Below are 26,342 nucleotides of genomic sequence, written 5' to 3'. Positions count from 1 at the left end.
ACGGTGGGTACGAAGAAGCCCGGCCAACTGGTCGGGCTTTTTGTCGTTCGTATCACTTCTCTTTACCAGTTCGGGGTAAACGGTTACAAAACCACCACCGAGTTTTCATCCGCTGAAACCCCACTGGTAACAAACTTATCCGCTTCTTCATCGTTCAACCAGGTTGCCCCGTCGATGAGGTAGCGGAACTGCGTTTCCTGACCAACGGGTAGTTCAACCGTTGTTTTGTAAGAACCGTCTTTTTGTTTCTTCAGAGAAGTAGCCGAAGCATCCCAGCCGTTAAAATCACCAACCAGAGCAACCTCCTTCGCGCCATTAACGGCGTCGGCAGGCAGCGTAAACGTTACTTTGCAAATTGTAGGCTTGCTTTTTACATACTGTTTTGCAAGTGCCATATAGAGTAGAGTGTTTGGTTTACGGTTGTAAATTTATATGTAAAATTTAGTAATTCAATGGTTATCAAACCGTTAAATACAAGCTTTCTTCTAATCGTTCTATTCTTCGATGCAATAATTTAATAAAGCCGAATCCGGAAACGACTTTTTCAGATAAAACGGCATTACCGGTAAAATGTTTAGTAAGACGCTGGTGCGCATTTAACAGCAAGGACACGGTTTGCCAGACAATGGTTGCAATCCCGTTCCGCGTTATTTTCCACCGGAGAAACCGCACTAAAATCCGCGGGCTGGTTCGAGTGCCTGCCAGAATCCAACCGGATTGGCCCTCGTCATTCGGACTGAAAACCGTAAAATGCGGGTAATTTTTTGTCGGTAAACCGGCAATCAGTACCTTGCTCATTATAATAAGTTGGCAACTGAATTCGGGCGCAGTTGAGCACCACTGGCACTGAAATCTGACCGGCTTTATTTCGTGCCGGCTTCGTTTCACACGATCAGTATTTCAATCTTTTGTCCGGAAAACTAGTTACAACCGGTTTGATAACTTACATTTCTTGTTTATTAATTCTTAAATTCCTCTATTCTTTATGCGAAAAATTGCCATGCTGGGTTCCGGTTTTATCGGCCGGTTCTACGCCGAATCCATCCACGGACAACGGGGGCGCGACCGCGTAGTGGCCATCTACGCCCGTCGGGAAGAAAGTGCTAAAAAGTTTGCGGCCGATTACGGGTGTTCCATCTGGGGCACCGATATGGAGTCGGTAATTGCCAACCCGGAAGTTGATATGGTTTGTATTGCACTGCCCAATAATATTCACGAAACGGCCGTTCTGCTGTGTGCGAAATATAAAAAGGCGGTGGTCAGCACCAAACCGCTGGGACGCAATGCCGACGAGGCTCTGCGGATGATGAAAGCCGTGGAAGAAGCCGGTATTTTTGCCGGTTACCTGGAAGACCTCTGCTACACACCGAAATTTCTGAAAGCCCTGGAAAGTGTGAAAAATGGCGCGCTGGGCCGGATTCTGTGGGCCAAATCCCGCGAAACGCACCCGGGTCCACACAGCGACTGGTTTTGGGACAAAGAACAGGCCGGTGGCGGCTGTATGCTCGATCTGGGTTGCCATTGTGTCGAAATTTCCCGAAATTTCATCGGCAAAGACGTCCGGCCCGTCGAGGTGATGTGCTGGGCGGCCACGCAGGTGAAACCCATCGATGCGGAAGATCACGCCATTGCGCTCGTAAAGTATGAAAACGGCGCCATTGGACAGTTTGAAGTGAGCTGGACATTCCGCGGTGGGATGGACCTGCGCGACGAAGTGATGGGTACCGAAGGCACGATCTGGATCAATAACTTCCTGCGCACCGGTTTTGAGATGTTTACCACCGGCAAAGGGGCCGATTATGTGGCCGAAAAAGCGGAAAGCACGTCCGGCTGGCTGTTTCCAGTGGGCGACGAAGTGAACGATCTGGGCTACAATCACATGTTTACGGACATGTTCAACGCGGCTGATGAAGGACGCGAACCGGCCGAAACGTTTTATGATGGGTACGTCGTCAATGCGGTTCTGGACGCGGCATACCGCTCCGCCGAAACCAAGCAGTGGGAACCGGTGAACTTGCCCGTCTGGCGTGGCCGGGAAGGATTGACCCAGGAATCGACGCTGGTGGATTATGATGAGAATTTCTATCTGATCAAAGAAGAGGTGACGCACGATGGTCGGCACAAGGTGATTTTGAAAGACAAAGAAACCGGGCGGATTTCGGAGCGGGATTTGACTTGAAATACGTATAAACGAACTAGTTATACCGTCTTGGTAACGCCCGATAGCCCGGAAACCGGTTCCGAAGAACTGGCCTTTGCGTATTTACCCGGCTTTGCTCAATTCCTCCTGGATCACCACCTGGAGGAATTGACGGCCGAGTTCATCCGTTTATTCTATGAAGTGAAGCTTCCGATGCTGGCCTATTTTAAGTCCATGTCGGACGACCAGCTGTTCGAGCTTTCCAGAAAAGCGACCACCCAGCTTCTCACGGCTTTCGCCGAAAACCGGACCATTGAAAACATTGAGACCACCGTTGTCCGCTGGGCGCAGGATCTGCTGCCGGTTATCGGCCGGAATCAGGTGGCAACGAATGACATTGGCTTGATCAGCTACGTTCGAAAACAGGCCCTGATTGCTTTTTTGCCGCAGTACACGGTTGATCCGGCGGTTTTCCTACCCATTGTCCGGGAACTCGACCGGTATGCGCTCGAACTGGAAAACCGCATGGTGAAGCAGTACATCAGTCTGTTGAACCAGAATATAACCGATCAACTGTACTTTAATGAAAAAGTAACCGATACGTCGCCGGGTGTTATTTACGTATTCGATCTGCTCAACCAAAAAGAGCTATTTTCCAACCGGAAAGTCGAAACGATGCTGGGTTATACACACGATGAAATTCATGAGATGGGCGATTCGTACCTCATGATCATGCAGCATCCGGACGATATTCCCCGGGTAATTGCTCATTTTGAGGCCTTTGCATCGGCAGAAGACGGTGAGGTACGAACGTTGGAACACCGATTGAAAGATAAAAGCGGCCGGTATCGCTGGATCCGGAATTACGAGTCGGTTTTTCGGCGAACACCGGACGGTAAACCCTGGCAGATTATTGGTCTCGGACTGGACATCGACCTCGAAAAAAAGAGCATTCAACTCGTTGAGGAAAAACAGAATTTTATTCGAAAAATAACGGATGCCGCTCCGGCTATTATTGCCACCTACAACATTCATACGGGCCAGTATTTGTTCATCAGCCAGGGATTTGAATTATTGCTGGGCTATTCACCCCAGCGCGTACTGGATGAGGGCATCGGCTTCCTGCTGACGATTCTGCATCCCGACGATCTTGCCAACTTGATGGATGAAAATGCCCGGGCGCTGGAAAAGGCCAACCAGTCGCCCGGAAACAGGGACACTGAACCCATATCGGAGTTTAAATACCGGATGCGGCACCAGAATGGACAATACCGGTGGTTTCAGACCTACGGCACTATTTTCGACCGCAACGCTGACAATGCCGTGGAGCATATCCTGAATATCTCGCTGGATATTACCGACAAAGTAGATGCAGAGCTTCAGGCACAGGAAAAAAACCGGCGTCTGGAGCAGTCAAACGCCAGTTTGCAGGAATTTGCCTACATCGCCAGCCATGATTTGAAAGAGCCGCTACGGAAAATAACGACCTTCGGCGACCGGTTGCTGATGAGTCAACAGGGAAAACTGGATGAAGAAGGCCAGCTTTATCTATCGAAAATTATCGATGCCGCCCAGCGAATGCAGAACCTGATCGGTGATATTTTGTCCGTTTCGCTGATTTCGGCCAATCAGGCTTTTGAAAAACGGAGCTTAAAGCAGATTTTGGACGACGTTCTGCAATCCCTGGAATACGAGATTGAACAGAAAAAGGCGGTCATTCACGCCGACAATCTGCCGGCGCTATCGGTTATCGCTTCCCAGTTTCGGCAGGTTTTCCAGAATCTGCTGACGAATGCGATTAAATTTGCCCGGACAGACACGCCACCGGTTATTTGGGTCACGCACCGGTTTTTACCGGCGAGCGAGGTTTCCAGGCCCGGCCTGACGCCCGCCCGGCGGTATCTTGAGCTGAAGATTGCGGACAACGGCATCGGGTTCGACAACCGGTATGCCGGTAAAATTTTTGCTATTTTCCAGCGATTACACGCCAAAAAAGACTTTGAAGGCACCGGAATCGGTCTGGCAATCTGTAAAAAGATTGTTGAAAACCACGGCGGTATCATCACCGCGGAGGGAGTGCCCAATCAGGGTGCCACGTTTACCATCATCATTCCGGGCTGATCTTAAAACCGTCCGTGCAGAATGTACCGGTCTGTTTTTGCGTAGAGAGACGAGTAAAAACTGAAATCCGGCCGGTTGGTGTCGAGTCGCTTATCGAGCCGCAAAACCGGGCTGCCCATGGTAACACCCAATTGACGCGCCAGATCGCCGTCGGCGGCCACCGCCAGTACTTTCTGTTCCCCGCCCTTTACCAGCAAACCGTACTTCGTCCGCAGCAAATCGAAGAGCGAACGGTTTTCCAGCCGCTGGCGCGAAAAACCGGGTAAATACCGGTTGGGCAAGCTTACTTTTTCAAAAAAAACCGGTTCTTCATCCACCGCCCGCAGTCGTTCCAGATAATAAAATCCTGCTTTGGTGTCTTCTTCGGTTGGCGTAAATAAAAAATCTTCCGGAAAAGAATGCAGCCGCGGTTTGGTCAAAATGGTGGTCGACATCCGCTCGGCCCGGCTGGTATTGGCGGTATTGGCGAGCCGTCCGACAATCGACATCACGCCCAGACCGATGGGTAGGGGCTGAACAATGCTGCCTTTTCCCTGGTGTTTGCGGATATACCCGTCCTGCACCAGCAGCCCCAGCGCCTGACGAATGGTTGGTTGCGTGAGCCGGAACTGGTTTTGGAGGTCTTTTTCAGAAGGCAACAGATCCCCCGATTTGAAATCGCCCCGGATAATTTGCTGCCGTAAGGATTCGTACAGATACTGGTACTGTGGTATGCGGGTTGGCCGATCGTTCATAGAGATTGGTTGTTGATGAACAAGTATACGAAAATCTCTTTAATCCGAAACTTATTATAATAAGTTGTTGCAATACTAAATCCGGCTTTATACCTTCGTCTTTCGTAATTGAAATTTTCGTCTTACAACCCCTAAATCCCCTAAAGGGGACTTTCTGCATCCGGCATTTGCTGTGTCCAAGTCCCCTTTAGGGGATTTAGGGGTATAAAAGGATTTCAACAGACTATTTTTTCAGCATGGATCAACTCTGGTTAGCCAACAAACGGATCGTGGTCATTGGCGGTACAACGGGCCTGGGGCTGTCGGCAGCGCACGCGTTTGTCGGTCAGGGTGCGCGCGTGGTGGTGGTGGGTCGAAATGAGGAAAGCTGCAAAGCCGCCGAAGCCCAGCTGGGCGGTTTTGGCCTGGCATTAAACGGCGACGCCACCGATCCGGCCACGGCCATTTCGGCCATTGCGCTCTGTAAAGGCGAATTGGGCGGTTTCGACGGCCTCTATCACGTGGCGGGTGGCAGCGGTCGGCGGTTTGGCGACGGCCCCCTGCACGAGCTGACCCTGGAAGGCTGGAACCGAACGTTTGAACTGAACCTGACGTCGCTCATGCTGTCGAATCAGGCAGCCATCAATGCTTTTCTGGAGCAAAATACGGGCGGAACCATCCTGAACATGGGCTCGGTGCTGGGATATTCGCCCTCGCCGAAATATTTTGTGACCCATGCCTATGCCGCCACCAAATCCGCGATCATCGGGTTTACCAAATCCGTTGCGGCCTATTACGCCCGGAACGACATTCGGATCAATGTTCTGGCACCCGGTTTGGTGGAAACACCGATGGCGCAACGGGCGGCCAATGACGAGACCATTCTCAAGTTCGTTGCCACGAAACAACCGCTGGAAGGCGGTCGGATTGGTCAGCCTGCCGATCTGGACGGCGCAGCGGTCTATTTTATGTCCGATTATTCCCGCTTCACGACCGGCCAGATCCTGGCCGTCGATGGGGGCTGGACCGTGAGTGAAGGGCAATATTGAGAACGGTTTATGGTTTTCAGTTTACGGTTTTCGCCGGGCCGTAGTGGCAGCACGTTTAAACTAAAAACTATAAACCGAAAACCGTAAACTAGCTAGAAATGAACGCAATCGGCATCGACATTGGCGGCACCCGGATCAAAGGCGTGCTGATCGACCCGAAAACCGGCGAGGTTCTGCACCGGGTCGTTTGTCCGACCAATGACGGGCAGGACGGCCAGTGGAAGACAGCGGTATTCGATACGTTTCAGCAACTGCAAGCGGTTGCTCAGGGGAGCGTGTCGGGGGTCGGCTTGTCGGCACCGGGTTTGCCAACTCCCGCCAACGACGCCATTGCCTGTATGCCGGGCCGTTTGCCGGGGCTGGAAAATTTCAACTGGTCGGCGTTTCTGGGTGTGCCGGTTCGGGTTCTGAACGATGCCCATGCGGCTTTGATGGCCGAAGCCCGGTATGGAGCCGCCAAAGACTGCCGGAATGCCCTGATGCTGACGCTCGGTACGGGTGTGGGTGGCGGTTTGCTCATCAACGGGAATCTCTACCAGGGCTATTACCAGATGGCGGGTCATCTGGGCCATGTTTCCGTCAATGCTGACAGTAATCACCTGGGAATCACGAATATGCCGGGCAACCTGGAAGATGCCATCGGGAACGCCACGGTAGGCCGGCGGTCGTTCGGCAAATACCAGACCACCCAGGAACTGGTCGATCAGTATCGGCAGCAGGAACCGCTGGCCACGCTGGTCTGGCTGACGTCGGTGCGGCAACTGGCCGTCACGATTGCCGGTTTTGCCAATGCATTTTCGCCGGAAACCGTCGTGTTGGGCGGGGGCATCACGCAAGCCGGCGATTCGCTGTTCGGGCCGCTGGAATCGTTTCTGGAGGTGTTTGAATGGCGGCCGGCGGGAAAGAAAACGACTATACGAAAAGCCCATTTTGAAGATTGGGCCGGTGCCATCGGCGCTGCGGGTTTTATTGCAAACGAATCGAGTGAGATAGAAATAGTATGATACAGACCTATTTAGAAAAATGCCGGCAACTGATCGACACGGTCGAACAGCAAACGGAGCAATTGCAACAGGCCGCCCAATGGTTTGCCGACACGATTCTGGCGGGCCGGATGGTTCACGTTTTCGGCTCGGGCCACAGCCGGATCATGGTCGAAGAAATGTGGCCGCGCTACGGTTCGTTTCCGGGTTTCAACCCCATTGTCGAGTTGTCGCTCACGTTTCATAATCTGGTGGTGGGCGCCAATGGACAGCGCCAGGCCATGTTTCTGGAGAATGTCTCCGGGCTGGCCGAACGGATTCTGCGCAACTACGACCTTTCGGAGCAGGATACGGCTTTGATCATTTCGTCAAGCGGCTGCAACGTCGTGCCGGTTGAAATGGCGGAAGAATTTCAGAAACGGGGGGTGAAAGTGGTCGCTCTGATTACGAAGGAACATTCGGACCGAAGCACCAGCAAACGCAAAGACGGCTTGAAACTGAGCGACTTCGCCGATCTGATTCTGGACACCGGTGCGCCCGTCGGCGATGCGATGGTAACCGTTCCGGGTTTGGAAACCCCCGTATCGCCCGGCAGCACGGTCGGTGGCGCTTTGATTGTCAACAGCATCAAAGCCGAGCTGGCGCGCCTGCTGACCCAGGCCGGGCAACCACCCAAAGTGCTGACCGCCACCGCATTGGTGGGTTCCGAACGGGCCACTGAACTCTTTGAATCTGCCTACGATGAACATGCGCACAGGCTGGCGAAACTGTATGCCGAGGTCGGCAAAAAGACTTTCGTTAGCTAAAACCCCTGAATGACCATGAACCGTCGTGACTTTCTTGCTTCCAGCACCCTGACGCTGGCTATACCGGATGTTTTTTCGGCCGTCGATCGCAAACCCGTGGTCGGGCTGCACGTGTGGGTCTATTCATCGGATAAACCCGCTTATGATTGTTTTCCGGTTTTAGATCAGGTGTTTGCGGACGCAAAATACGCCGGAATTGAAGCCGTCGAGTTGATGGAAGTCAACGTGCGGCACGATGACGCCGTCGACCGGATTGGCGATAGTTCCCAAAAGAGCGGGGTAGCCGTCATCGGGGCCTCGTATAGCCAGCCGATGTGGGATAAAAGCAAACAGACGGAGATTCTCGATGATGCGGAAATGGTGGTCGGGCGCCTGAGTAAACTGGGTGGCCGAACGCTGGGCATTTCGGTCGGGAACACTCCGAAAAAGAAAACGCCCGAACAGTTCGATGTTCAGGCCGAAACCCTGAAACAAATTCAGGCCATTTGTCGTAAAAATAAGGTCGTTCCCAATCTGCACAACCACATTTACGAAGTAGCCGATGATTTGTACGACCTGCAAAACACCCTGCAGCGCGTACCCGACATCGCCCTTGGCCCCGATCTGGACTGGCTGTTTCAGGCCAAAGTGGACGTTCTGACTTTCCTGCAAAAATTTTCTGATAAAATCGTTTACCTCCACCTCCGTGACCACCTTTGGACGGGAACGCGGTCGGAGGCTCTGGGCGAAGGCATCGCCGACTGGGGCGCTGTGGCCCGGCAATTGAAGAAAAACCGGTTTGCGGGTGATATCACCGTTGAACTGGCGTTTCCCCCCGGTTTTAAACCAACGCGGCCCATTCGGGAAAGCCTGAAAATGAGCCGTGATGTAATTCGTCAGAAATTTGGAGTCTAATGAGTCGATGAGCCGTCAAATGCATCCATTCGTAAACCCTACCCAACTGCCGCTCCTGGCGGAAACAGACATCCTCGTCATCGGCGCGGGTTCGGCGGGCTGTGTCGCGGCATTATCGGCGGCTTCCCAAAAGCGGTATTCCGTGATGCTCGTGGAGCGGTACGGTTTTCCGGGCGGGACTTCGACGCAGATGCTGGATACGTTTTACGGTTTTTTTACACCTGGTCAAACGCCCCGCAAAGTTGTGGGTGGCTGGCCCGATCGGGTGGTCAATGAACTCGCTAAAACCGGTGCTATTTTTCTGCGGCCCAATACGTACGGAGCCGGAACGGGCGTCAACTACAATCCGGAACGGCTGAAACGCGTGTGGGATCAATTGATTCTGCAAAGCGACATCCGGTATTTGTTGCACACCACCTTAGTCGATGTCCATACGGAAGGCGAACGGTATGCGTGTATTTTCTGGAATAAAGCCGGTTTTTGCAAGGTAATTGCCAGACGGGTAATCGACGCGTCGGGGGATGCCGATTTTTGCCATCTGGCGGATTTTGCCTACGAAACCGCCGGTGAACGCGAACCTGCCCAGAGCATGACCACGACGTTTCGGATGAGCAACGTCGATCTGGACCGCTACGAACGCGAAGGCGGCAAGAAAATGCTGGCTGCCAAAATGCGGGTCGCCGTTGAAACCGGGCAACATCCTTTACCCAGAAAAGAAGGTTCGGCACACGAAATGAATGCGAAGGGCTGTATGTCGACGGTGGCCGTGAAAGTGACCGGTTTGTCGGCGCTGAACGTCGAGGAACTGACCCGGGCCGAGGTGGAAGGTCGTCGCCAGGCGTTTGTGTACGAAGATTTTTTTCGGGATGCCGTCCCCGGTTTCGACCAATCGAACATCATCGGGTTGTCCCACCAGATTGGCGTTCGCGAAACCCGGCGCGTATACGGCGAACACCGGTTGACCAAGGAAGAATGTCTTTCGGGAAACCTACCCGATGACCGGATTTTTCTCTGCGGAGCACCGATTGAAGATCACCGGCAGGGAAAAAACGGAGAAGACGAAACCTACTGGGAGTATATTCCCGGCGCGGGGGTATATGGCGTTCCTTACGGTACGATTGTTCCGAAAGGCAGTCAGTCGGTCTGGGCGGTTGGCCGGTGTTTTTCCGCTACCCACGATGCCCACGCGTCGTGCCGGTCGATGGCCCAAACCATGTCGATGGGGCAGGCTGCGGGGCTGGCCGCGGTGCAGTCCCTGGCGAACGATGAAGCAGCTAATGGGTTAGCTATAAGTCAATTGCAGGAAATTTTGTACGGAATCGGGGCGGTTTTGGAGCTGCCGGATGAGGTAGCCGATACGTCAAGAATGGGTTGGAAAAGATGAACTTCGTTAGAACCGTACTGGGCGATATTGACCCGGAGCAGATGGGAATTACGTATGCGCACGAGCATATTGTGATCGAGGAAAGTTTTCCGACGCGCAGCAATCCGGATTTTTTGCTGAATGATGTCGGTAAAATTTCGGACGAATTGCAGCGGGTTTATGACGCGGGCGGGCGAACGATGGTCGATACGATGCCCGCCAATTGTGGCCGGAACGTGCTGAAACTGGCCGAGGTATCCCGCCGAACCGGTATTCAGATCATCGTGCCGACCGGTATTCATTTGGAGAAATATTATCCGCCCGACCACTGGCGGTATCACTATTCGGAAGATCAACTGACGCGCCTGTTCATCGCCGACATTGAGGAGGGCATTGACGCGTATGATTACGGCGGTCCGCTTGTGGAACGGACCCCTCATAAAGCCGGATTGATTAAACTGGCAACGGGCGACGAACCGATTACCAAACACCAGGAGACGGTTTTTCGGGCGGTTGTCAATGCCCATCGGGCGACCGGTATTCCGATTCTGACGCATACGAACGAGGGGAAACACGCGCTCGAACAGGCGGAATGGTTCGCCAGATTGGGGGCCGATTTACAACATGTAGTCCTTTCGCACGTCGATCGGTTTAAAGACATAGCGTATAACCGGGCGGTTTTGCAGACGGGTGTCCGGGTCGAATACGACAGCGGTTTTCGGTGGAAACCGGACCAGCAAAACTGGACGTACACGCTCCTGCAAGCGTTGTTGCCCGAATTTCCGGATCAGATTACCGTCGGCATGGACGCGGCCCGTACGACCTACTGGCAGTCGTACGGCGGCAAACCCGGTTTGACCTGGCTTCTGACTACTTTTCGTGACGATCTGCGACGGCTGGATTTAGCGGACTATTTTCAAAATCTATTCATTGATACTCCTAAACGACTTTACACATGCAACCCAACCCCATCCGTACCACCGTCATCGGCAGCTACCCCTTCCCGGGCTGGCTAGAATTTGCGTCTCAAAACCTCGATCAGTTTGGGCAGGCCGACATTGAAGAAATGATTGAAGACGCCGTGGTGGCGGCTGTTCACGACCAGACCACCGCCGGACTGGACGTCATTACCGACGGCGAACAGACGCGGCTGGATTTCAATCTGTCGTTTTACGGATACATCAAAGGCTTGCAACCCAATCATTCCGAAACGCGGAAATTCGGCCCGCCCGCCCACGACCAGCGCGGAAAACACTCTATCGTGGAAGAACTGACCGCCCCCCAAGGCCTGGGTGCCGTCAAAGAATTCGAGCGGCTGAAAAGGCTGGCACCCGCCGGCCCAACTTTGAAAGCCTCCATTCCGGGGCCGTATACGCTCAGTGGCCGGATGTTGCCCAATGAGCGGTATAAGGACCGGTATGACATTACTGAAGCACTTCTGCCGTTTGTTCGCCAGGAGCTGGAAGATTTGGTCGCGGCTGGCTGTACGGAAATAACCGTCGATGAACCGTCGATGTCGTGCTATGCCTACAAAGAGGACACCAAGCGGTTTGTCGATATTTTTAACCGGACGGTAGCGCCGGTGGTGGGGAAATGCCGACTATCCACGCACCTTTGTTTTGGTAACTTTAAGGGACGCCCGGTCGGGTACCGTAAAATTCATCCAATGCTGCCGGATTTTCTGGATTTAGCGGTCGATGAAGTGCACGTCGAAATGGCCAACCGCGAGTTTGATGAGATTGAACTGATTGCCGAATTTGCCCAAAAAATGGACGTGGCCGTTGGTATTATCGACGTTAAAAATTATTACATCGAAACCGTCAAGGATGTGATTAAGCGGATTGAAAAGTGCCTCAAATACATCCCAGCCGAGAAGCTGGCCGTTGCGCCGGACTGTGGACTGAGTCAAACCGCCCGCTGGGCCGCACGTCAGAAACTGATCAATATGGTGGCCGGAGCCCGGCAGGTACGGTAATATTCCAAAACCTAAGCACCGGGTTGTTCGTTGTTGCTGAAAGAATCAACGCAACGTGGAGTATGGAAACGGCCTGTGGAGTAAGTTGTATAATTCCGTTTTCTAACGAAGGAGAACGCATTTTTTCAGTTTTACAACAAGTTACCAGTTTAGACGCATTTGAGCAGGTCATCTGCGTCGATGACGGTTCGGACGATGACACACTGGCCCGGATTCGTGCCCGCTGGCCCCGGCTTACAGTGATTCGATTGCCGGAAAATCAGGGAAAAACGGCCGCAGTCAAGCGGGGGTTGCAAGCGGTTGAGTCGCCGTATGTAATGCTGATGGACGCCGATTTGCGAAATCTGGAGCGGGATGAACTGGCCCGGATTGTTCAGCTGATGAGCACGTGTCCGGATGTCGACCTGCTAATTCTGCGTCGTCTGAATGCCGAATGGTTCGTTAAGATGAACCGCGCCGATATTCTGTTATCGAGCGAGCGTATTCTGCGAACCGACGATCTGCGGGCTATTCTTGAAAAACCGGTCGATGGTTTTCCGCTGGAAATGGCGATCAACGAATACATGTGGAAGCACCAGAAAGTGGTCCGCTGGGTGCCGTGGTCGGCTACGACTGCCTATAAAATGGCGAAACGCGGTCCGGTGGAAGGACTGCTGAAAGATTTTTTGCTGTATGCCAACCTTGTCCAGTATGTCGGCGTGGTCAACTTTGTGCGACAAGTAGCCGGTTTCGCCCGAAAACCGCTGCCGGGAAGGTAACTTTAAGGGCGTAACCTGTTTCAATCCTCTTTATGACCAATTTAATTCCTGCCTTTCAAAAAGACCAATCCTTCCTTTCGGATCTGGAAACCGCCCGTTTCCAGCCCGATCAGCTGCACATCTGGTGGTTGGGACAAAGCGGTTTTTTGTTGCAATGGCAGGGGCGTCATCTGCTGTTCGATCCGTATTTGTCGGATTCGCTGTCGGTTAAATACGCTAAAACGGATAAGCCCCACGTCCGCATGTCGGAGCGCGTGGTCGATCCGGCCCGTCTGACAATGATCGATGTGGTAACGTCGAGCCACAACCACACCGATCATCTGGATGCGGAAACGCTGATGCCGTTGTTTACTGCAAATCCGGTCCTTCAGTTTGTAATTCCCGAAGCCAACCGAACTTTCGTGGCTGATCGGATCAAGCGCGACCCGTCATTTGCCATCGGACTGAACGACGGAGAAACCGCTGAAGTGGCCGGATTTACGTTCCACGGCGTTCCTTCGGCTCATAATGATGTGGAGCGCGACGATCAGGGTCGGTGTAAATTCATGGGTTTCGTGGTACAGGCCGGGCCGTGGTCGATCTACCACAGTGGCGACACACTGTGGTATGAAGGAATGGTTGATACGTTGAAACCGTTTCAAATCGACATTGCGTTTTTACCGATCAATGGCAACAAACCGGAACGGCGCGTGGCCGGAAACCTCAATCCCGACGAAGCCGCGCGGTTGGGCAAGGCAATCGGTGCGCGTCTGGTTATTCCGCATCATTACCACCTGTTTGAATTCAACACCGAAGATCCCGCCAACTTTGTCCGCGAAGCCGAACGCCAGCAAATACCCTACAAAGTGTTGCAATTGGGTGAGCGGTGGAGCGGGAAAAAGGAATAAGCAGGAATTATTGACTATTGTAGAACGAATTGCGAATATTGAAGAAAGTCAATCCTGAACCCTCGCTTTCTTCTTCATGAAAAAAATAGCCGCCTTCCTTCTGCTCGCCGTTCCGCTCTACGCCCAGCAGCCCAACTTTAAGCTTCAGGTTGTTGATAATCAGATCGATATTGGGTACGGGCTCGCCATTGGTGACGTCGACGGTGACAAAAAGCCGGATATTCTGATGGCCGATCAGAAAGAAATTGTCTGGTACCGGAATCCGGGCAAACCGGCCGACGCCTGGCAGCGGTACGTGATGGCCCGGAATCTGACTCCGCAGGACAACGTCTGTCTGGCCGCCCGCGACATTGACGGCGATGGCAAAGTGGAGGTGGCCGTCGGCGCGGGCTGGAATCCCTCCGAAACCAGTGATACGACCAAATCGGGAGCGGTATTTTACCTCATTCGCCCGACAGATCCCACCCAAATCTGGGAAGCCGTTCGGCTTCACCACGAAATAACCACCCACCGGATGCGCTGGGCGCGGGTGTCACCTAATCGCTATCAACTTATTGTTGTTCCTTTGCACGGTTTGGGTAACAAAAACGGCGAAGGCCGGGGTGTACGAATTTTGGGCTACGAAAAACCGAAAAATCCGCGTGATCCGTGGCGCATGCAACTGGTCGACTCGACGATGCACATGACGCATAATTTTGAAATTTGGGAGGATGCCGCCGAAACCCGGATGCTGATTGGCAGCAAAGAAGGCGGTAAACTGGTAGCATACCGCAATCAGAAATGGAGTCCGGTTGACCGCTGGATTGGAGCCGGCAATGGAATGGGAGAGGTACGTCGCGGTTTTCAGACTGCTAAAATGCCGTTCGTAGCCGCTGTCGAGCCGATGCATGGTAACAAACTCGTGGTTTATAAAAATGGCCCCCTTGCCGATGCGCCGGATAAACTGATGTACGGTGTTCAGCAAACATTGACGGAGCAGCTGAGTCAGGGACATGCCCTAGCCTGCGGGGACTTCCTGAAACTTGGGTTTGACCAGATTGCCGTGGGCTGGCGAAATCCCAATGCCGATAAGAAAGTGGGCGTCCGGCTTTTCGTTCCCGACAAAACGCTGCATACCTGGCAGGAACACGCTCTCGACGACAGCGTCATGATGGCGGCCGAGGACCTGCAAGCTGCTGATTTAGACGGCGATGGCGATCTGGACCTGATAGCGTCCGGTCGGGCAACGTTGAATCTGTTGATCTACTGGAATCAGCGGTAGGAGTTGGATAGAAAGCGGAAATCCGTGTTAGCGATTCAATACAAAGCCGGATGCAAAACCGCTTAGCCTGATGACACGTAAAGCCGGAAATTTCCTATGCGTATTCCGGGCTGCTCATGTGCATCACCTTAACCCTGGAAGGGTTGCCTGTTAATAGATTTGCCGTTTTCGGTTTTTATAAGCTCCGGAGGAGCGTACTGGAAAAAGGTCGCTCCTCCGGAGCTTAATAAAAACTGAAAGCGGCAAACTATTAACAGGGTGCCCCTCCGGGGCAAATTGGAATTCCTGCACACTGATTAACTTAATCCGGCTTCTCACCATAAGACGCGGTAAGCCATCCTCCGAGGCAAATTGCAAGTTCTTCACGCTGATTAGCATATACCATGAGCCATTTTCGTATCCCCTTCAAACGGTTCATCGCGTCCTCATCCTAGAAAGGTTTCCTGTTAATAGGCATTTTGTTTTGCAATGGGAAACGTACGGTCGCCCACTGTGTCCTCAATCCTGCAAGGGTTTCCTGTTTATCGTCATTACCGGTTCAAACGGTTTATATCTTCCTAACTCTGAAAGAGTTACCCTATTTATAGTCATAACCGGTTTAAACGGTTCATTTCTTTATAAGCCTGCAAGGATTTCCTGTTCATAGCCATAACCGATTCAACTGGTTCATCTCATTATAACCCTGGAAGGGTTCCCTGTTAATAGCCACAACCGGCTATAAAAATTTAAGCTCCGGAGGAGCGTACTAAAAAATGGAATCTCCTCCGGAGCTTTGACAAACCTGAAAGCCTATTAGCGGTATGCCCCGCGGTGGCTAACTTCTCACCATTATTTATGCAAATTTTGCTAAAAAGTTGGTTGAAGAAAATTTGTTTCCTATACTTGCGTAAGTACTTACGTAAATTAAAACATAAAAGTTTGCCCGTATGGATTTAATGGCTCAGTTAGGCCCATTGGCGTTTGGAAGCCGCCTGCGACGTCTTAGTGATTTGATCACGAAACAGGCTTCAGCGGTGTATGAATCGTTCGGGCTCGATTTTGATCCCAAGTGGTTTACGCTTTTCTATTTGCTTTCGAGAAAGTCACCCCTGAGTGTAACCGAGATTGCGGATGAACTCGGTTTTTCGCATCCTGCCATTATTCAACTGGCACGAGAACTGGAGCAGGCCGGTTTGATCGTTTCAGAAAAATCCGGAAAAGACAGCCGTAAGCGGTTGCTATCGCTCAGTGATAAAGGGCAGGAATTGTTGCCGGAACTGGAGAAAATCTGGCAGGCCATCAACGAGCTAAATACCCAACTCATTACTAAACAGCGCCATAACCTCCTGTTTGCGATGGAAGAAATGGAGGAAACGCTGGCGCAGGAGCATTATCTCAGCCGTTTTAAAACCTATTTCAAAATGAAACAGCTCGACGAAGTGGAAATCATCGATTTTGACCCGGCCTACCGGGAACAGTTTAAGCAGCTGAATCTGGCCTGGATCGAGAAGTATTTCAAAGTAGAAGAGCCCGATATCCGCACCTTGAGCGACCCCGAAGGCTCTATCATTGCCAAAGGTGGACGGGTGTTTTTTGCCCGGTATCGCAATGAAATCGTTGGAACCTGCGCACTGCTTGCCGCTACGAATCAGGTTTTCGAACTGGTTAAAATGGCAGTAGCGCCGGAAGCCCAAGGCAAACAGATTGGTAAGAAACTTTGTGTTCACGCGATTGAAACGGCCCGGCAATTAGGTGCCAGACAGGTCTACCTGGAGTCGAACACCAGCCTGACTACGGCGCTCGCGCTTTATAAAAAAGTCGGTTTTTATAAAGTAGAATCCAGCCCGTCGCCTTACCAGCGTTCGAATATCAAGATGCAGATCGACCTGTAAAAACCCGTTTATGACAAGTGATCGCCGGTATTTCGCAAGGCCGCTGCCAGGCCCTGCAACTGCGAAGGAAGCTCGCCTTCTGGGCCAACCTGAGCGCTGAATTCGTCGGTCGCATCGGCAATTTCGTTCAGAATACGCTGAATGGTAGCCGTTTCAACAGAATCCTTCTGGATCGCATCACTGAGTTCCCGCAATTTACGGCTCAGGGGCTGGGTATTTTCGCTCTGGTTCAATACGTCAATCCATTTCTGAAGCAGGTTGGAACTATCATCGCCGGGTTGGGGAGTCGATTCGCTGCTTAAGATTTCAATCGTATCATCGAGCAGGTTGGTCGTATTTGCCAGGGTAGCCATATATTATAAGGAAGAAGCCAAGGTCTGAATTGCGTTCGACAGATTGCGCAGGGGCTCGTGAAAATCGGAACCGTCATTGGAGGCCAGCACACTAAGCTGCTCCGACATATCGATCATGATGGCTTTGACGGATGTCGGATCAGGATATTCACTTTCCAACTGGCTTTTCAGCTCGGTGAGTGAGGTAAGCACCTGCTGGGTGGAAGGCGAAGGCGAACGCTCCAGCGTTTCAATCCATTGGTCAATTAATTCAGGCCCATCGACGGGCACGATGCTCGTTATTCCGCCGTCGTTCAAAGCCGAAATGGTGGTGTTGATGAGTTCAGATGATTGCTCGGTTGTCATAAAGTGAAAGTTAAAGTACGAAGGTAAGGCTTCTGATCGTCCAGAGTAAACCTCACAACTGACTGCTGAAATTAAGTAAAGTATCGACAATTTGCTCGAGTTCGTTGACCCACGGGCCTTCATACGACTGGGCTAGTTGATGGGTGTTATCGGCCAGATCAACCAGCAGCCTTTTCAACAGGTCGGTATCCGGATTGGGCATCTGGAGCATCGAACGAAGTTGCATCAGCCCCTGAAATACCGGTTCACTTGGCTTGCTTTCCTGCAAAACTTTCAGCCAGTCGTCAATAACCGAAAGGCCGTCGCGGGGTGACAGATCGGTCGTATCCAACTCGCCGTCGGTGCCGCTCTTAAGGGTGTTGAGCGTCGATTTTATTACTTTTTGGGTGAGTGCGTTTGAAGGCATCTTTTTATCGGTTAGAAGACCGACAGGTTGAACGCGATCGCGTTCAACCTGTCGGTCCTGGGTTATTTTACGCTAATTGATTACCAAAATTTCGGAGGGCAACAGCCAGACTCTCCAGCCGAACCGGAAATTCGCCACCGGCTTGCGTGGCCCAGCGCTCGGCCTGATCGGCCAGTCCGAACAACAAATCCCGGACGTGGGCATTGTCGATCATGGGACTTTCCAATGCGGTTTTGAGCTTTTGCAAGGTATTGGCTACGTTGTCGGCTTCCGACGTTTTTAACGAGCGGATCCAGTCATTGATGAGCGAAATGCCCTCCTGAATCGATGTATTGAATGGTCCACCGTCGAACGATTCCACCGTTGAGTCAATCAGAGTGGTAGCGTTGGCGTGTGGCGCCTGTAAATGCTGACTTGCCATACGGGTCTAAAAATCTAAAGGTTTACGGTTTTGAGTTGCCCAAAACGGTTCTTTCAAAACTGAATAGATACGGGAAAGTTTAAATCTGGTGACTATTGCCACCACCTTCGCCGGTTGAGGTGCGGGTCGTGCGCGTGTCGGTTCCGGAATTACTACGCCCTGATTCGCCCGACGATCCGGTTCCGTAACCTGAGCCATAGGAGCCACCGCCCTGAACGTTGCCTTCATCGCCGGTACCCGCATTGCCGGAAACAGCCGGGTTCACGCCCGGATTTCCGGCCGCGCTGCCCGTTCCGGTTTGGGTAAAAATCTGCGCCCGACCGTGCTTTTCCTCAATAGACCCGCCTTCGCCGTTAATCACCCGACCAAAGTCCCGCAGCGTCTGAACCAGTTCATTCAGTTGCATCTTTTCCTTGTCGTCGGCCGATTGGGCCGCCTTTTCCGTCTGGTCAGCCAGGTCATTGAGGAGCGCTTTGATCTGACCGGAATCGGGGTCGCTTTCCTGCAATTGGGTCTTTAACTCACTGAGAGTGTGAGAAATAGGGTTGGTGGCTTGATCGGTTTCTCCACTGCGAAGCGCCGTCAGCCAGGTATCGATTAATGAAATACCGTCAAGGGTAGAAATCGACGTGGTATCCCCGTTGAAGGTTTCCATGGTCGAGTTAATCAAAGCATTTGCCTGTTGATTTGCCATTGGTTTTGTGGATAAAGGTGAACGATATGCTATTTGGCCATAGCCCGGCTGAAGTCTTTCAGATTCTCGACCAGCTGATCCAGGGCCTGGCGTTGTCCGCCCGTTGCATTCTGAGCCACCACGGCCGTCTGGCTGGCCAGGTCTTTCAAAAGCAACTGAACCGCCACCAGATCGTCGGCGTCCAACGCATCCCGAAGTTGTTCGAGCGTTGGAACCACCGTTGCCCATTCCGGTTGAGTGCGCAGAATGACGATCCAGTCTTCGGTTAAATTGACACCTTCCGCAGTGGTTGACGACGGAGAACCCCCGCCCAATACGGTATTGGTATCTTCGAGCATGGTTTCAATTTTTTCCCGATGTGCCATAGCGTTTATCTGGTTTATTTTCGAGTACAAGATTGAACAGCCGGTACGCGGGATTGTTTGTACCTTTGCTAAGTTTTGAGCTAAAATGGACCCAACGAGACTTTTTCCGGAATTACAATTTCAGTTTGCCCGCAGTGGCGGCAGTGGTGGACAGAACGTCAATAAAGTGGCAACGAAGGCCGAACTCTATTTCGATATCCCCAATTCGGCGGTATTATCGGACGAAGAAAAGGCGGTTTTGCTCGAAAAACTGGTTACTAAAGTGACCACCGAAGGCGTGTTGGTGCTCTATCACCAGACCGAGCGAACGCAGTTGGGTAACCGAGAAAAAGTAACCGAAAAATTCTACCAGCTCATTCGGAAAGCATTTGAGAAAGAAAAGCCCCGAAAAGCCACGCGGCCGACGAAGGCATCGCGGGAAGAGAAACTGGCTCAGAAAAAGAAGCGGGGAGCCGTGAAAGAACAAAGAAAAAGGGTTGATTTTGACTAAACGCCCATGGACCGTCTTCTCAAACAAACCGTTTCGGCGGAGCTGCGGAATCTTTTTGGCGACCGGGTGACCGAAAACACCGAAATCAGAAACGAACACGGCGCTGGCTACAGCTATCACGCCTGCATGCCGCCGGATTGGGTCGTTTTTCCGCGTTCGACGGAAGAAATTGCGGCCCTCGTTTCCATTTGCGGCACGCATCAGATTCCGATTATTCCATTCGGTGCCGGCACTTCGCTGGAAGGCCACATTCTGGCCCTGAAAGGCGGAGTCTGCGTCGATCTGCGGTTGATGAACCAGATCCTGGAGATCGACACCGCCAACATGTGCGCTACCGTTCAGGCGGGAGTAACCCGCAATCAACTGGACGAAAGGCTGGCGGGCAGCGGTTTCTTTTTTCCGATCGGCCCCGGCGTCAATGCCACCCTGGGCGGTATGGCCAGCACCCGGGCATCGGGCACGAACGCGGTGCGCTACGGCACGATGAAAGACAATGTGTTGTCGCTGACGGTGGTATTACCGGACGGAAAGGTCATAAAAACCGCCAGCAAAGCCCGCAAATCATCGTCCGGTTATGACCTGACCCGTTTGTTTATCGGGTCGGAGGGAACACTCGGTATTCTGGCCGACCTCACGATCAGATTGCACAGCTACCCGGAAGCGATTTATGCCGCCGTTTGCTCTTTTCAGAATGTGGAAGCTGCCGTGAATACCGCCATCAAAACGATTCAGGCGGGGGTGGCGATCGCAAAAATTGAGTTGCTGGATGATTTGCTGATGCACGCCGTCAATCGCTATTCCGGACTCGCTTATCCGGAAAAACCGACTTTGTTACTGGAATTTCAAGGTTCACCCGCCGAAATAGAAGCCCAGATCACGGCCGTACAGGCGTTCGCCCGCTCGTTTGGCGCAACCGATTTTATTTGGGAAAAGGAGGAAGTTGCGCGGATGAAACTGTGGCAGGCCCGGACGGATGCCGCTCCGGCGGCCCGGGCCATGGTGCCCGGTTCTAAACTGATGTCGACCGATGTGTGTGTGCCAATTTCGCGGCTGGCAGAATGCATTGTCGATACACAGGCCGACATTGCCGCAACCGGACTTTTTGCACCCATTCTCGGACACGTGGGCGACGGCAATTTTCACCTGTCGATCCCCATTGACCCTGCTGTTCCCGGCCAGTTCGAGAAAGCAAAAGCATTGAACGAGCGTCTGGTTCAGCGGGCGCTGGCCCTGGAAGGAACCTGTTCGGGTGAACACGGAATCGGCGTCGGAAAACTGGCGTATCTGGCTCAGGAACACGGCGAAGCCCTCGAGGTGATGCGGGCGATCAAGAAAGCGATCGACCCCACCAATCTCATGAATCCCGGAAAATTGTTGCCACCGGTTTTGTAATAATCTTGAAATCAGTTCTTTACTTGTGCTGCGATTTGTAATGCTCCGCCAGCACATCCTCGCCAAAATCACTGGTTAAATCCCGCACCACCGTGTGGGTATGGTTGGCCTGATTCTGCGCATTGTCATATTCGATCAGCAGCGTGGGGCCGTGAATGCGGTAATATTGGCCTTTGCCGGGACCATAACCGGGTTGCCGGTCGCCCGCCCAGGCAAACACCAGTTTGTCCAGACCCACTTTTTTCAGCTTGTCCATCTGCTGGTTTTTCAGCGTCACGTGGTAGTTGTTGAGGTAGGTATCCAGCAAGGACAAAAAGGTTTTCTGCTGACTTTCTGTTAGTTGCGGAAACGGAATGCCCTCCATTTTTTCGATGGATGCTTTCCGAACATTGGTGGTGAAGATTTCCTGCGGAGAGGTTTCGCTGATGAGGGCCATCTTCAACTGATCGCTGTTCAGCGAGTTAACCAGTGCCAGCCCCAACTCGGCTTCCTGCTTCAAAATTTGTTTGCCTTTTTGCGGCACATCGACCCGAACAATGTCCGGATTGCTCCCCAGAAAAGTAGGCGTCATTCCCGATATTTTGCCCGTCAGAGACGAAAATTGCCACAATAAATGGTGCCCATTGAGCCGCCAGCCCCAAGGTTCTTTGCTGTTGGGTTCGCCAAAAAACGTGAAAAAGTAGTTGATCGGATCCCGGTGGGTGTCGTTCGGTGGGCGGTTTTCCTGCACGCGCAACACATTTTCCATGTCCATGATGGCGGTTGTTTTCTCGTATCCCTGCTCACTCATGGCTAGTTTTACCAGCGCCATGGCGGCTTTTTGCTGGTCGGGATTCATTTTTTTCATGGATAACCCTTTGCGCGGCACCGGCGTGTAAAACCAGACAAACCGTTCATCGTCATTGAACGGATAGAGCGCCAGTTTGCGCTGTTCTTCGTCGAGGCTTTTCAGGAAAGACGTCACCGCTGAGGCCATTTCCTTGCCGAGGGGTTCGCGGGAAGGCGGGGTAAAGGCCAGCAAAAACCCGGTCAGGAGAATCAAATACTTTTTCATGTAGGCTTAGGAATTTTACGGGGAAGATACGGAATTTTGCGGGTTATGGAACAAATCCGGTAGAGACGCGATTCATCGCGTCTCCTTCTCCCAATCCCCAAATCCTATATCTGAATCCGGATGGCCATTCGTGGCACCCGGACATTTTTAAATTTAGACGCGATGAATCGCGTCTCTACAATTCGCGAATCCGGATGTTGCGGTACCAGACCACTTCTTTCGGGCTGTGGTTTTGCAGCGCAATCTTGCCTTTGGCGTGCGGTTTTACGTACGCCCAGTCCTTAAATTTGCTGGCGTTGGCCATCTTCTGCCACTCGTCACCGCCGTAGTGGTATTCCACCACTTTCTTGCCGTTGAGGTAGTGCTCGACGTGGTTGTTGTTCACCACAATCCGGCCTTTGTTCCACTCTCCGGCGGGTTTGTTGACGGTCAGGTCGCTGGGCGCAATCAGGTCGTAGTTAGCGCCGGTCAACTGGTTGCCTTTCAGCTTGGCACCGTCGCCCAACTGGTAGCCCGTGTCGTCGATCACCTGGTATTCGGGGCCGGACCAGTACGTCGATTTGTTCGCCGGATCTTCAATTACTTTGTAAACGACCCCGCTGTTGCTTTTGGGCGGCAGTTTGAACTCGAACTCCAGATCGAAATTTTCGTATTCCTTGTCCGTTACGAGGTCACCACCGGTACCGTCGGGCGTAAGGGTTCCGTTCTCAATGTTCCAGCCTACTACTTTGTCTTTCAGGTAACTATGCCAGCCGGTAACGGATTTTCCGTCGAAGAGTGTTACCCATTTGCCGGGTTTCGAGCCAATGGTAGAAAGGCTCATGAGGGTAACTAGACCGGCCAGCAGGCCGATGACGAGGGATGTTTTTTTCATGGTTTTGTAGGGTTTGTAGTTTTCGGTATACGGTTTTCCGTTTACGGTGGCTAACGCATGCGACTAAGAACGCGTCAGCCACCGTAAACCGTAAACTGTATACCGAAAACCTAGACTGCGTTCATAATTTTCATGGTATTCGGATCCCAGTTCACAATCTGCTTCTTGAACAGGCTGATATTGCCGCATTGGGTTGGTCCACAGGCGCGTAAGCCGAACGTGGCATCTTCAACCACCGGTTTCTGATTGCGAACCGAATCGAAGAAGTTGACAAAGTGTTCGTAACGATCACCTTTGTAATCCTTCGGCACTTTGTAGATCATTTCCCGCGGGCCTTCCATTTCGGGGCGCTCGGGATACATTTTCTTGTATTCCTTCAGATACGCTTCCTGCTGGTCTTTCGGGAAATTGCCGATTGACATACCCGGCGCTTTGGGTAGTTTGTGGTGCCGCACCGTCAGGCTATCCCAGCCAACCGAAAGATCCCCTTCTGTACCCACCAGCCGAACCAGATAACCGCCCCCGCCACCATCGACGAAATTGCTCCGCGTGGTCAGGTTAAACTCCGGATGCTCCGGCGTCTGGGGATAATCGAAAATCGCGAGGTGAATATCGGGAACATCGCGGCCATCTTTCCAGAACCGCAGTCCACCGCTGGCATACACCCGGTTGGGGCCTTTGGAACCGGTAATGGTATGCAGCGTCGTCAACAAGTGAACATAGAGATCACCGGCAACGCCCGTTCCGTAATCCTGGTAGTTTCTCCACCGGAAAAACCGCTTTGGGTCCCACTCGCGTTTCTTGGCGGTTCCTAAATAGGTATCCCAGTCAACGGTTTGGGGCGATGCATCCGGCGGAATGGAATATTGCCAGGCACCCATCGCGCTGTGCCGGTCGTATTGCGCTTCGGCAAAAACCAGCTCACCGATGTCGCCGGCTTTCAGGAGTTCTTTGGCTTTGGCAATGATGATTGAGCTGGCAAACTGGCTGCCCACCTGAAACACCTTGCCGGTTTCTTTCTGAACCTTGATCAGCGTATGGCCATCTTCCACTTTCTGCACCATCGGCTTTTCACAATACACGTGCTTGCCTTTGCGCATGGCATCGGTCGAGATTTTCTCGTGCCAGTGGTCGGTGGTGCCGTTGATAATCACATCGACATCCGAGCGTTCGAGCACCTGGCGGTAATCTTTGGTGGTGAACAAACCGTCGCCCCAGAGTTCTTTGGCCCGGCGCAAACGACCATCGTAAAGATCACAGGCGGCAATCACTTCGGTACCTTCGACCATCAACGCCGTTTCCGTATCGCCGATGCCCATACCGCCCGTACCGATCAGCCCGATGCGGACTTTGTCGTTCGCGGCTGTACTGCTATGACTTTTTACCAGATTAAGATACATCGGTGCCGTTCCGGCATTGGCAAGCGAAGAAGGAACAGCCGCAGCTGCGGTTCCGGCCAGTCCTAACGTTTTTAAAAAGGACCTCCGGGAAGGAACCTGTTCAGGGTTTTCCATACAGTTAAAATAGGAGTTTACAGGAGCCGTAATTTACGACTTTTTATAATAAGTAGATAAAAAAGACCCTGTGAAATGAGGTGATTGGGCGGTCGATGGTCTTATTAAGGAGAAAAGTAGTAGTATTGTAAAGCTTACCCGGAAGCCAGAATTAGGTGGTGTTTCCGGTTTTCCAGCCATTATTCAGTGTTCACTAGTATCATTCGATAGTGAAATAAATGATTGACACGAATGCAGTGTAACGAACCCTGCACAGCGAAATATAGAGAATGACGAAAGCTGTAATACAACCCGCTTCAACGAAATTGACGAGATGGAATTAAAAAAGATACCTTCAAGACGTACGTTTCTCAAAAACTCGCTGGGAACCCTGGCGGCTTTTACCATCGTTCCCCGCCATGTGTTGGGGAAAGGGTTTCTGGCACCCAGCGACCAGCTTTCCAAAGGCATTATCGGCGTTGGTGGCATGGGCCGGGGGCACATTCCGTACGCGGGGACGCGCGTCGCGGCCATTTGCGACGTCGATACCCGGCACCTGGAAATAGCCAAAGGCATCATCAAAGATCCGGGGCTGAAAACCTTCGGTGATTACCGGGAACTGATCCAACTGCCCGAAGTCGATATTGTCCACATTGCGACGCCACCCCACTGGCACGGAATTATGGCAGCCGAAGCAGCCCGCGCCGGGAAAGACATCTGGTGTGAAAAACCGATGACGGCCACCATCGGCGAAGGCAAGCGCGTCATGGAAGCCGTTCAGCAACACGGCCGGATTTTCAGGCTCAATACCTGGTTTCGGTTTGAAGACAATTTCTACGGCATGGGAACGCCCGTTAAACCCATCAAAAAGCTGGTAGACAGCGGTTTGTTGGGCTGGCCGCTGAAAGTGACGGTCAGCAAACACACCGGTTTTGACTGGAAATTTTACTGGGTCGGGAAAACGAATCTGGAGCCAATGCCGGTGCCGCCCGAACTGGATTACGAAACCTGGCTGGGTCCGGCACCCTACAAACCGTATAACGAACACCGCGTTCACAATACATTCCGGGGGTATTGGGACTATGACGGGGGCGGTCTGGGCGACATGGGCCAGCATTATTTAGATCCTATTCAGTATTTTCTGGGGAAAGACGACACCAGCCCGGTTTCGGTGGAAATCGACGCGCCCCAGCAACATCCCGACGCCGTCGGCACCTGGCGACGGATCGAATATACCTACGCCGATGGCTGTAAAATCATCCTGGATGGCGAGGGCAAAGACGTCAACATGCCGTATATCGAAGGCCCGAAAGGAAAGCTGTACCCCGGTTTTAAGTCGGACATTCCGGATTTGCAAAAGAAACTGGCGGCTTTTCCCGAGCCCCTGCCGCAGCAAACCGACTTTGTAGACGCCGTTCGGGGCCGCAAACGGTTTGCCCTGAACGAAGCCAACGGCTACCGCTCCTGCACCCTGATCAACATGGGAAAAGTGGCGTTGCAGTTGGGTCGTTCGCTGAAATTTGATCCGGTCAATCAGGTATTTGTTGCCGACGAAGGCGCTAATCGGCTGATTGATCAACCCATGCGTGCACCCTGGACAATTTGACGCTGGCCCTTCCATAACCTCTTTATCC

27 protein-coding genes are annotated in these 26,342 nt (G+C 52.4%); 16 read left to right on the top strand and 11 right to left on the bottom strand.

The features are described from left to right. Positions 1-83: 83 nt before the first annotated feature. On the bottom strand, positions 84-395 hold the full coding sequence (locus EHT87_RS09325; protein WP_124906253.1) for an isoamylase early set domain-containing protein: 312 nt from the start codon (positions 393-395) through the stop codon (positions 84-86). 590 nt (positions 396-985) lie between these two features. On the opposite strand from EHT87_RS09325, the gene EHT87_RS09320 reads away from it, so the two are divergent. Then, on the top strand, positions 986-2,179 hold the full coding sequence (locus tag EHT87_RS09320; RefSeq protein ID WP_124906251.1) for a Gfo/Idh/MocA family protein: 1,194 nt from the start codon (positions 986-988) through the stop codon (positions 2,177-2,179). Positions 2,180-2,209: 30 nt separating this feature from the next. Next, complete coding sequence (locus EHT87_RS09315) at positions 2,210-4,261, top strand: sensor histidine kinase (protein WP_124906249.1); 2,052 nt, start codon at positions 2,210-2,212, stop codon at positions 4,259-4,261. Between the two features lie 2 nt (positions 4,262-4,263). Here EHT87_RS09315 and EHT87_RS09310 read toward each other — a convergent pair whose 3' ends face one another. Next, a complete protein-coding gene (locus EHT87_RS09310; RefSeq protein WP_124906247.1) occupies positions 4,264-4,995 on the bottom strand; it encodes a GntR family transcriptional regulator in 732 nt (243 codons plus the stop codon). Positions 4,996-5,231: 236 nt separating this feature from the next. Here EHT87_RS09310 and EHT87_RS09305 point away from each other — a divergent pair, with 236 nt between their 5' ends. The 11 genes from EHT87_RS09305 (at position 5,232) to EHT87_RS09255 (ending at position 16,821) form a co-directional block, all read left to right on the top strand. After that, positions 5,232-6,023, top strand: coding sequence for an SDR family NAD(P)-dependent oxidoreductase (locus EHT87_RS09305; RefSeq protein ID WP_124906245.1), 792 nt, complete (start codon positions 5,232-5,234; stop codon positions 6,021-6,023). A gap of 98 nt (positions 6,024-6,121) precedes the next feature. Further along, positions 6,122-7,027, top strand: a complete 906-nt coding sequence (locus tag EHT87_RS09300; RefSeq protein WP_124906243.1) for an ROK family protein — start codon at positions 6,122-6,124, stop codon at positions 7,025-7,027. Next, entirely contained in the window at positions 7,024-7,812 is a 789-nt protein-coding gene (locus tag EHT87_RS09295; RefSeq protein WP_124906241.1) for a sugar isomerase domain-containing protein, read from the top strand. Before EHT87_RS09300 ends, EHT87_RS09295 begins: the two co-directional genes overlap by 4 nt. Positions 7,813-7,827: 15 nt before the next feature. Continuing rightward, positions 7,828-8,706 (top strand): sugar phosphate isomerase/epimerase family protein, encoded by an 879-nt coding sequence (locus EHT87_RS09290; protein ID WP_124906239.1) that lies wholly within the window; start codon positions 7,828-7,830, stop codon positions 8,704-8,706. Between the two features lie 19 nt (positions 8,707-8,725). Next, positions 8,726-10,090 (top strand): FAD-dependent oxidoreductase, encoded by a 1,365-nt coding sequence (locus tag EHT87_RS09285; protein ID WP_124906237.1) that lies wholly within the window; start codon positions 8,726-8,728, stop codon positions 10,088-10,090. Beyond that, positions 10,087-11,085 carry a phosphotriesterase family protein gene (locus EHT87_RS09280; protein WP_124906235.1) on the top strand — a complete coding sequence of 333 codons (999 nt, stop codon included), beginning with the start codon at positions 10,087-10,089 and terminating at the stop codon, positions 11,083-11,085. The genes EHT87_RS09285 and EHT87_RS09280 overlap by 4 nt, the downstream gene beginning before the upstream one ends. Continuing rightward, on the top strand, positions 11,025-12,044 hold the full coding sequence (locus EHT87_RS09275) for a methionine synthase (protein ID WP_124906233.1): 1,020 nt from the start codon (positions 11,025-11,027) through the stop codon (positions 12,042-12,044). The genes EHT87_RS09280 and EHT87_RS09275 overlap by 61 nt, the downstream gene beginning before the upstream one ends. A 62-nt stretch (positions 12,045-12,106) precedes the next feature. Further along, positions 12,107-12,802, top strand: coding sequence for a glycosyltransferase family 2 protein (locus EHT87_RS09270; protein WP_124906231.1), 696 nt, complete (start codon positions 12,107-12,109; stop codon positions 12,800-12,802). Positions 12,803-12,834: 32 nt separating this feature from the next. Continuing rightward, the gene (locus EHT87_RS09265; RefSeq protein ID WP_124906229.1) at positions 12,835-13,689 is read left to right on the top strand and encodes an MBL fold metallo-hydrolase; all 855 of its coding nucleotides are present in this window, start codon (positions 12,835-12,837) and stop codon (positions 13,687-13,689) included. Positions 13,690-13,765: 76 nt separating this feature from the next. Then, positions 13,766-14,950 (top strand): FG-GAP repeat domain-containing protein, encoded by a 1,185-nt coding sequence (locus tag EHT87_RS09260; RefSeq protein WP_124906227.1) that lies wholly within the window; start codon positions 13,766-13,768, stop codon positions 14,948-14,950. Between the two features lie 926 nt (positions 14,951-15,876). Continuing rightward, positions 15,877-16,821, top strand: a complete 945-nt coding sequence (locus EHT87_RS09255; RefSeq protein ID WP_124906225.1) for a bifunctional helix-turn-helix transcriptional regulator/GNAT family N-acetyltransferase — start codon at positions 15,877-15,879, stop codon at positions 16,819-16,821. Positions 16,822-16,829: 8 nt separating this feature from the next. On the opposite strand, the gene EHT87_RS09250 is transcribed toward EHT87_RS09255, so the two are convergent. The 6 genes from EHT87_RS09250 to EHT87_RS09225 all read right to left on the bottom strand — a co-directional run bounded on the left by EHT87_RS09250 (position 16,830) and on the right by EHT87_RS09225 (position 19,405). Next, complete coding sequence (locus EHT87_RS09250; protein ID WP_124906223.1) at positions 16,830-17,174, bottom strand: hypothetical protein; 345 nt, start codon at positions 17,172-17,174, stop codon at positions 16,830-16,832. A gap of 3 nt (positions 17,175-17,177) precedes the next feature. Further along, the gene (locus EHT87_RS09245; RefSeq protein WP_124906221.1) at positions 17,178-17,519 is read right to left on the bottom strand and encodes a hypothetical protein; all 342 of its coding nucleotides are present in this window, start codon (positions 17,517-17,519) and stop codon (positions 17,178-17,180) included. A 52-nt stretch (positions 17,520-17,571) separates the two neighbouring features. Further along, the gene (locus EHT87_RS09240) at positions 17,572-17,925 is read right to left on the bottom strand and encodes a hypothetical protein (protein WP_124906219.1); all 354 of its coding nucleotides are present in this window, start codon (positions 17,923-17,925) and stop codon (positions 17,572-17,574) included. A 67-nt stretch (positions 17,926-17,992) separates the two neighbouring features. Beyond that, positions 17,993-18,346: a hypothetical protein gene (locus EHT87_RS09235; RefSeq protein ID WP_124906217.1), complete on the bottom strand. Its 354-nt coding sequence runs from the start codon at positions 18,344-18,346 to the stop codon at positions 17,993-17,995. Positions 18,347-18,425: 79 nt separating this feature from the next. Continuing rightward, positions 18,426-19,040 carry a hypothetical protein gene (locus tag EHT87_RS09230; RefSeq protein WP_124906215.1) on the bottom strand — a complete coding sequence of 205 codons (615 nt, stop codon included), beginning with the start codon at positions 19,038-19,040 and terminating at the stop codon, positions 18,426-18,428. Between the two features lie 29 nt (positions 19,041-19,069). Then, entirely contained in the window at positions 19,070-19,405 is a 336-nt protein-coding gene (locus EHT87_RS09225; protein ID WP_124906213.1) for a hypothetical protein, read from the bottom strand. Positions 19,406-19,490: 85 nt separating this feature from the next. Between EHT87_RS09225 and arfB the strand changes: the two genes are divergently transcribed. Both arfB and EHT87_RS09215 read left to right on the top strand, forming a co-directional pair. Next, on the top strand, positions 19,491-19,895 hold the full coding sequence (gene arfB / locus EHT87_RS09220; RefSeq protein WP_124906211.1) for an alternative ribosome rescue aminoacyl-tRNA hydrolase ArfB: 405 nt from the start codon (positions 19,491-19,493) through the stop codon (positions 19,893-19,895). Between the two features lie 6 nt (positions 19,896-19,901). Next, the gene (locus EHT87_RS09215) at positions 19,902-21,287 is read left to right on the top strand and encodes an FAD-binding oxidoreductase (RefSeq protein WP_124906209.1); all 1,386 of its coding nucleotides are present in this window, start codon (positions 19,902-19,904) and stop codon (positions 21,285-21,287) included. A gap of 19 nt (positions 21,288-21,306) precedes the next feature. On the opposite strand, the gene EHT87_RS09210 is transcribed toward EHT87_RS09215, so the two are convergent. From EHT87_RS09210 to EHT87_RS09200, 3 genes are all read right to left on the bottom strand, one after another. Beyond that, positions 21,307-22,341 (bottom strand): DUF3500 domain-containing protein, encoded by a 1,035-nt coding sequence (locus EHT87_RS09210; RefSeq protein WP_229320958.1) that lies wholly within the window; start codon positions 22,339-22,341, stop codon positions 21,307-21,309. 175 nt (positions 22,342-22,516) lie between these two features. Further along, on the bottom strand, positions 22,517-23,215 hold the full coding sequence (locus tag EHT87_RS09205) for a 3-keto-disaccharide hydrolase (protein ID WP_124906207.1): 699 nt from the start codon (positions 23,213-23,215) through the stop codon (positions 22,517-22,519). A 110-nt stretch (positions 23,216-23,325) separates the two neighbouring features. Continuing rightward, the gene (locus EHT87_RS09200) at positions 23,326-24,729 is read right to left on the bottom strand and encodes a Gfo/Idh/MocA family protein (RefSeq protein ID WP_124906205.1); all 1,404 of its coding nucleotides are present in this window, start codon (positions 24,727-24,729) and stop codon (positions 23,326-23,328) included. A gap of 313 nt (positions 24,730-25,042) precedes the next feature. Here EHT87_RS09200 and EHT87_RS09195 point away from each other — a divergent pair, with 313 nt between their 5' ends. Next, on the top strand, positions 25,043-26,314 hold the full coding sequence (locus EHT87_RS09195) for a Gfo/Idh/MocA family oxidoreductase (RefSeq protein WP_124906203.1): 1,272 nt from the start codon (positions 25,043-25,045) through the stop codon (positions 26,312-26,314). Positions 26,315-26,342: the final 28 nt, after the last annotated feature.

Origin of the sequence: Larkinella knui (assembly GCF_003858645.1) — a bacterium.
Taxonomy (GTDB): Bacteria; Bacteroidota; Bacteroidia; order Cytophagales; family Spirosomataceae; genus Larkinella; species Larkinella knui.
Note: the sequence above shows the minus strand (reverse complement) of the source record. Positions and strands in the feature narration are given on the sequence as shown.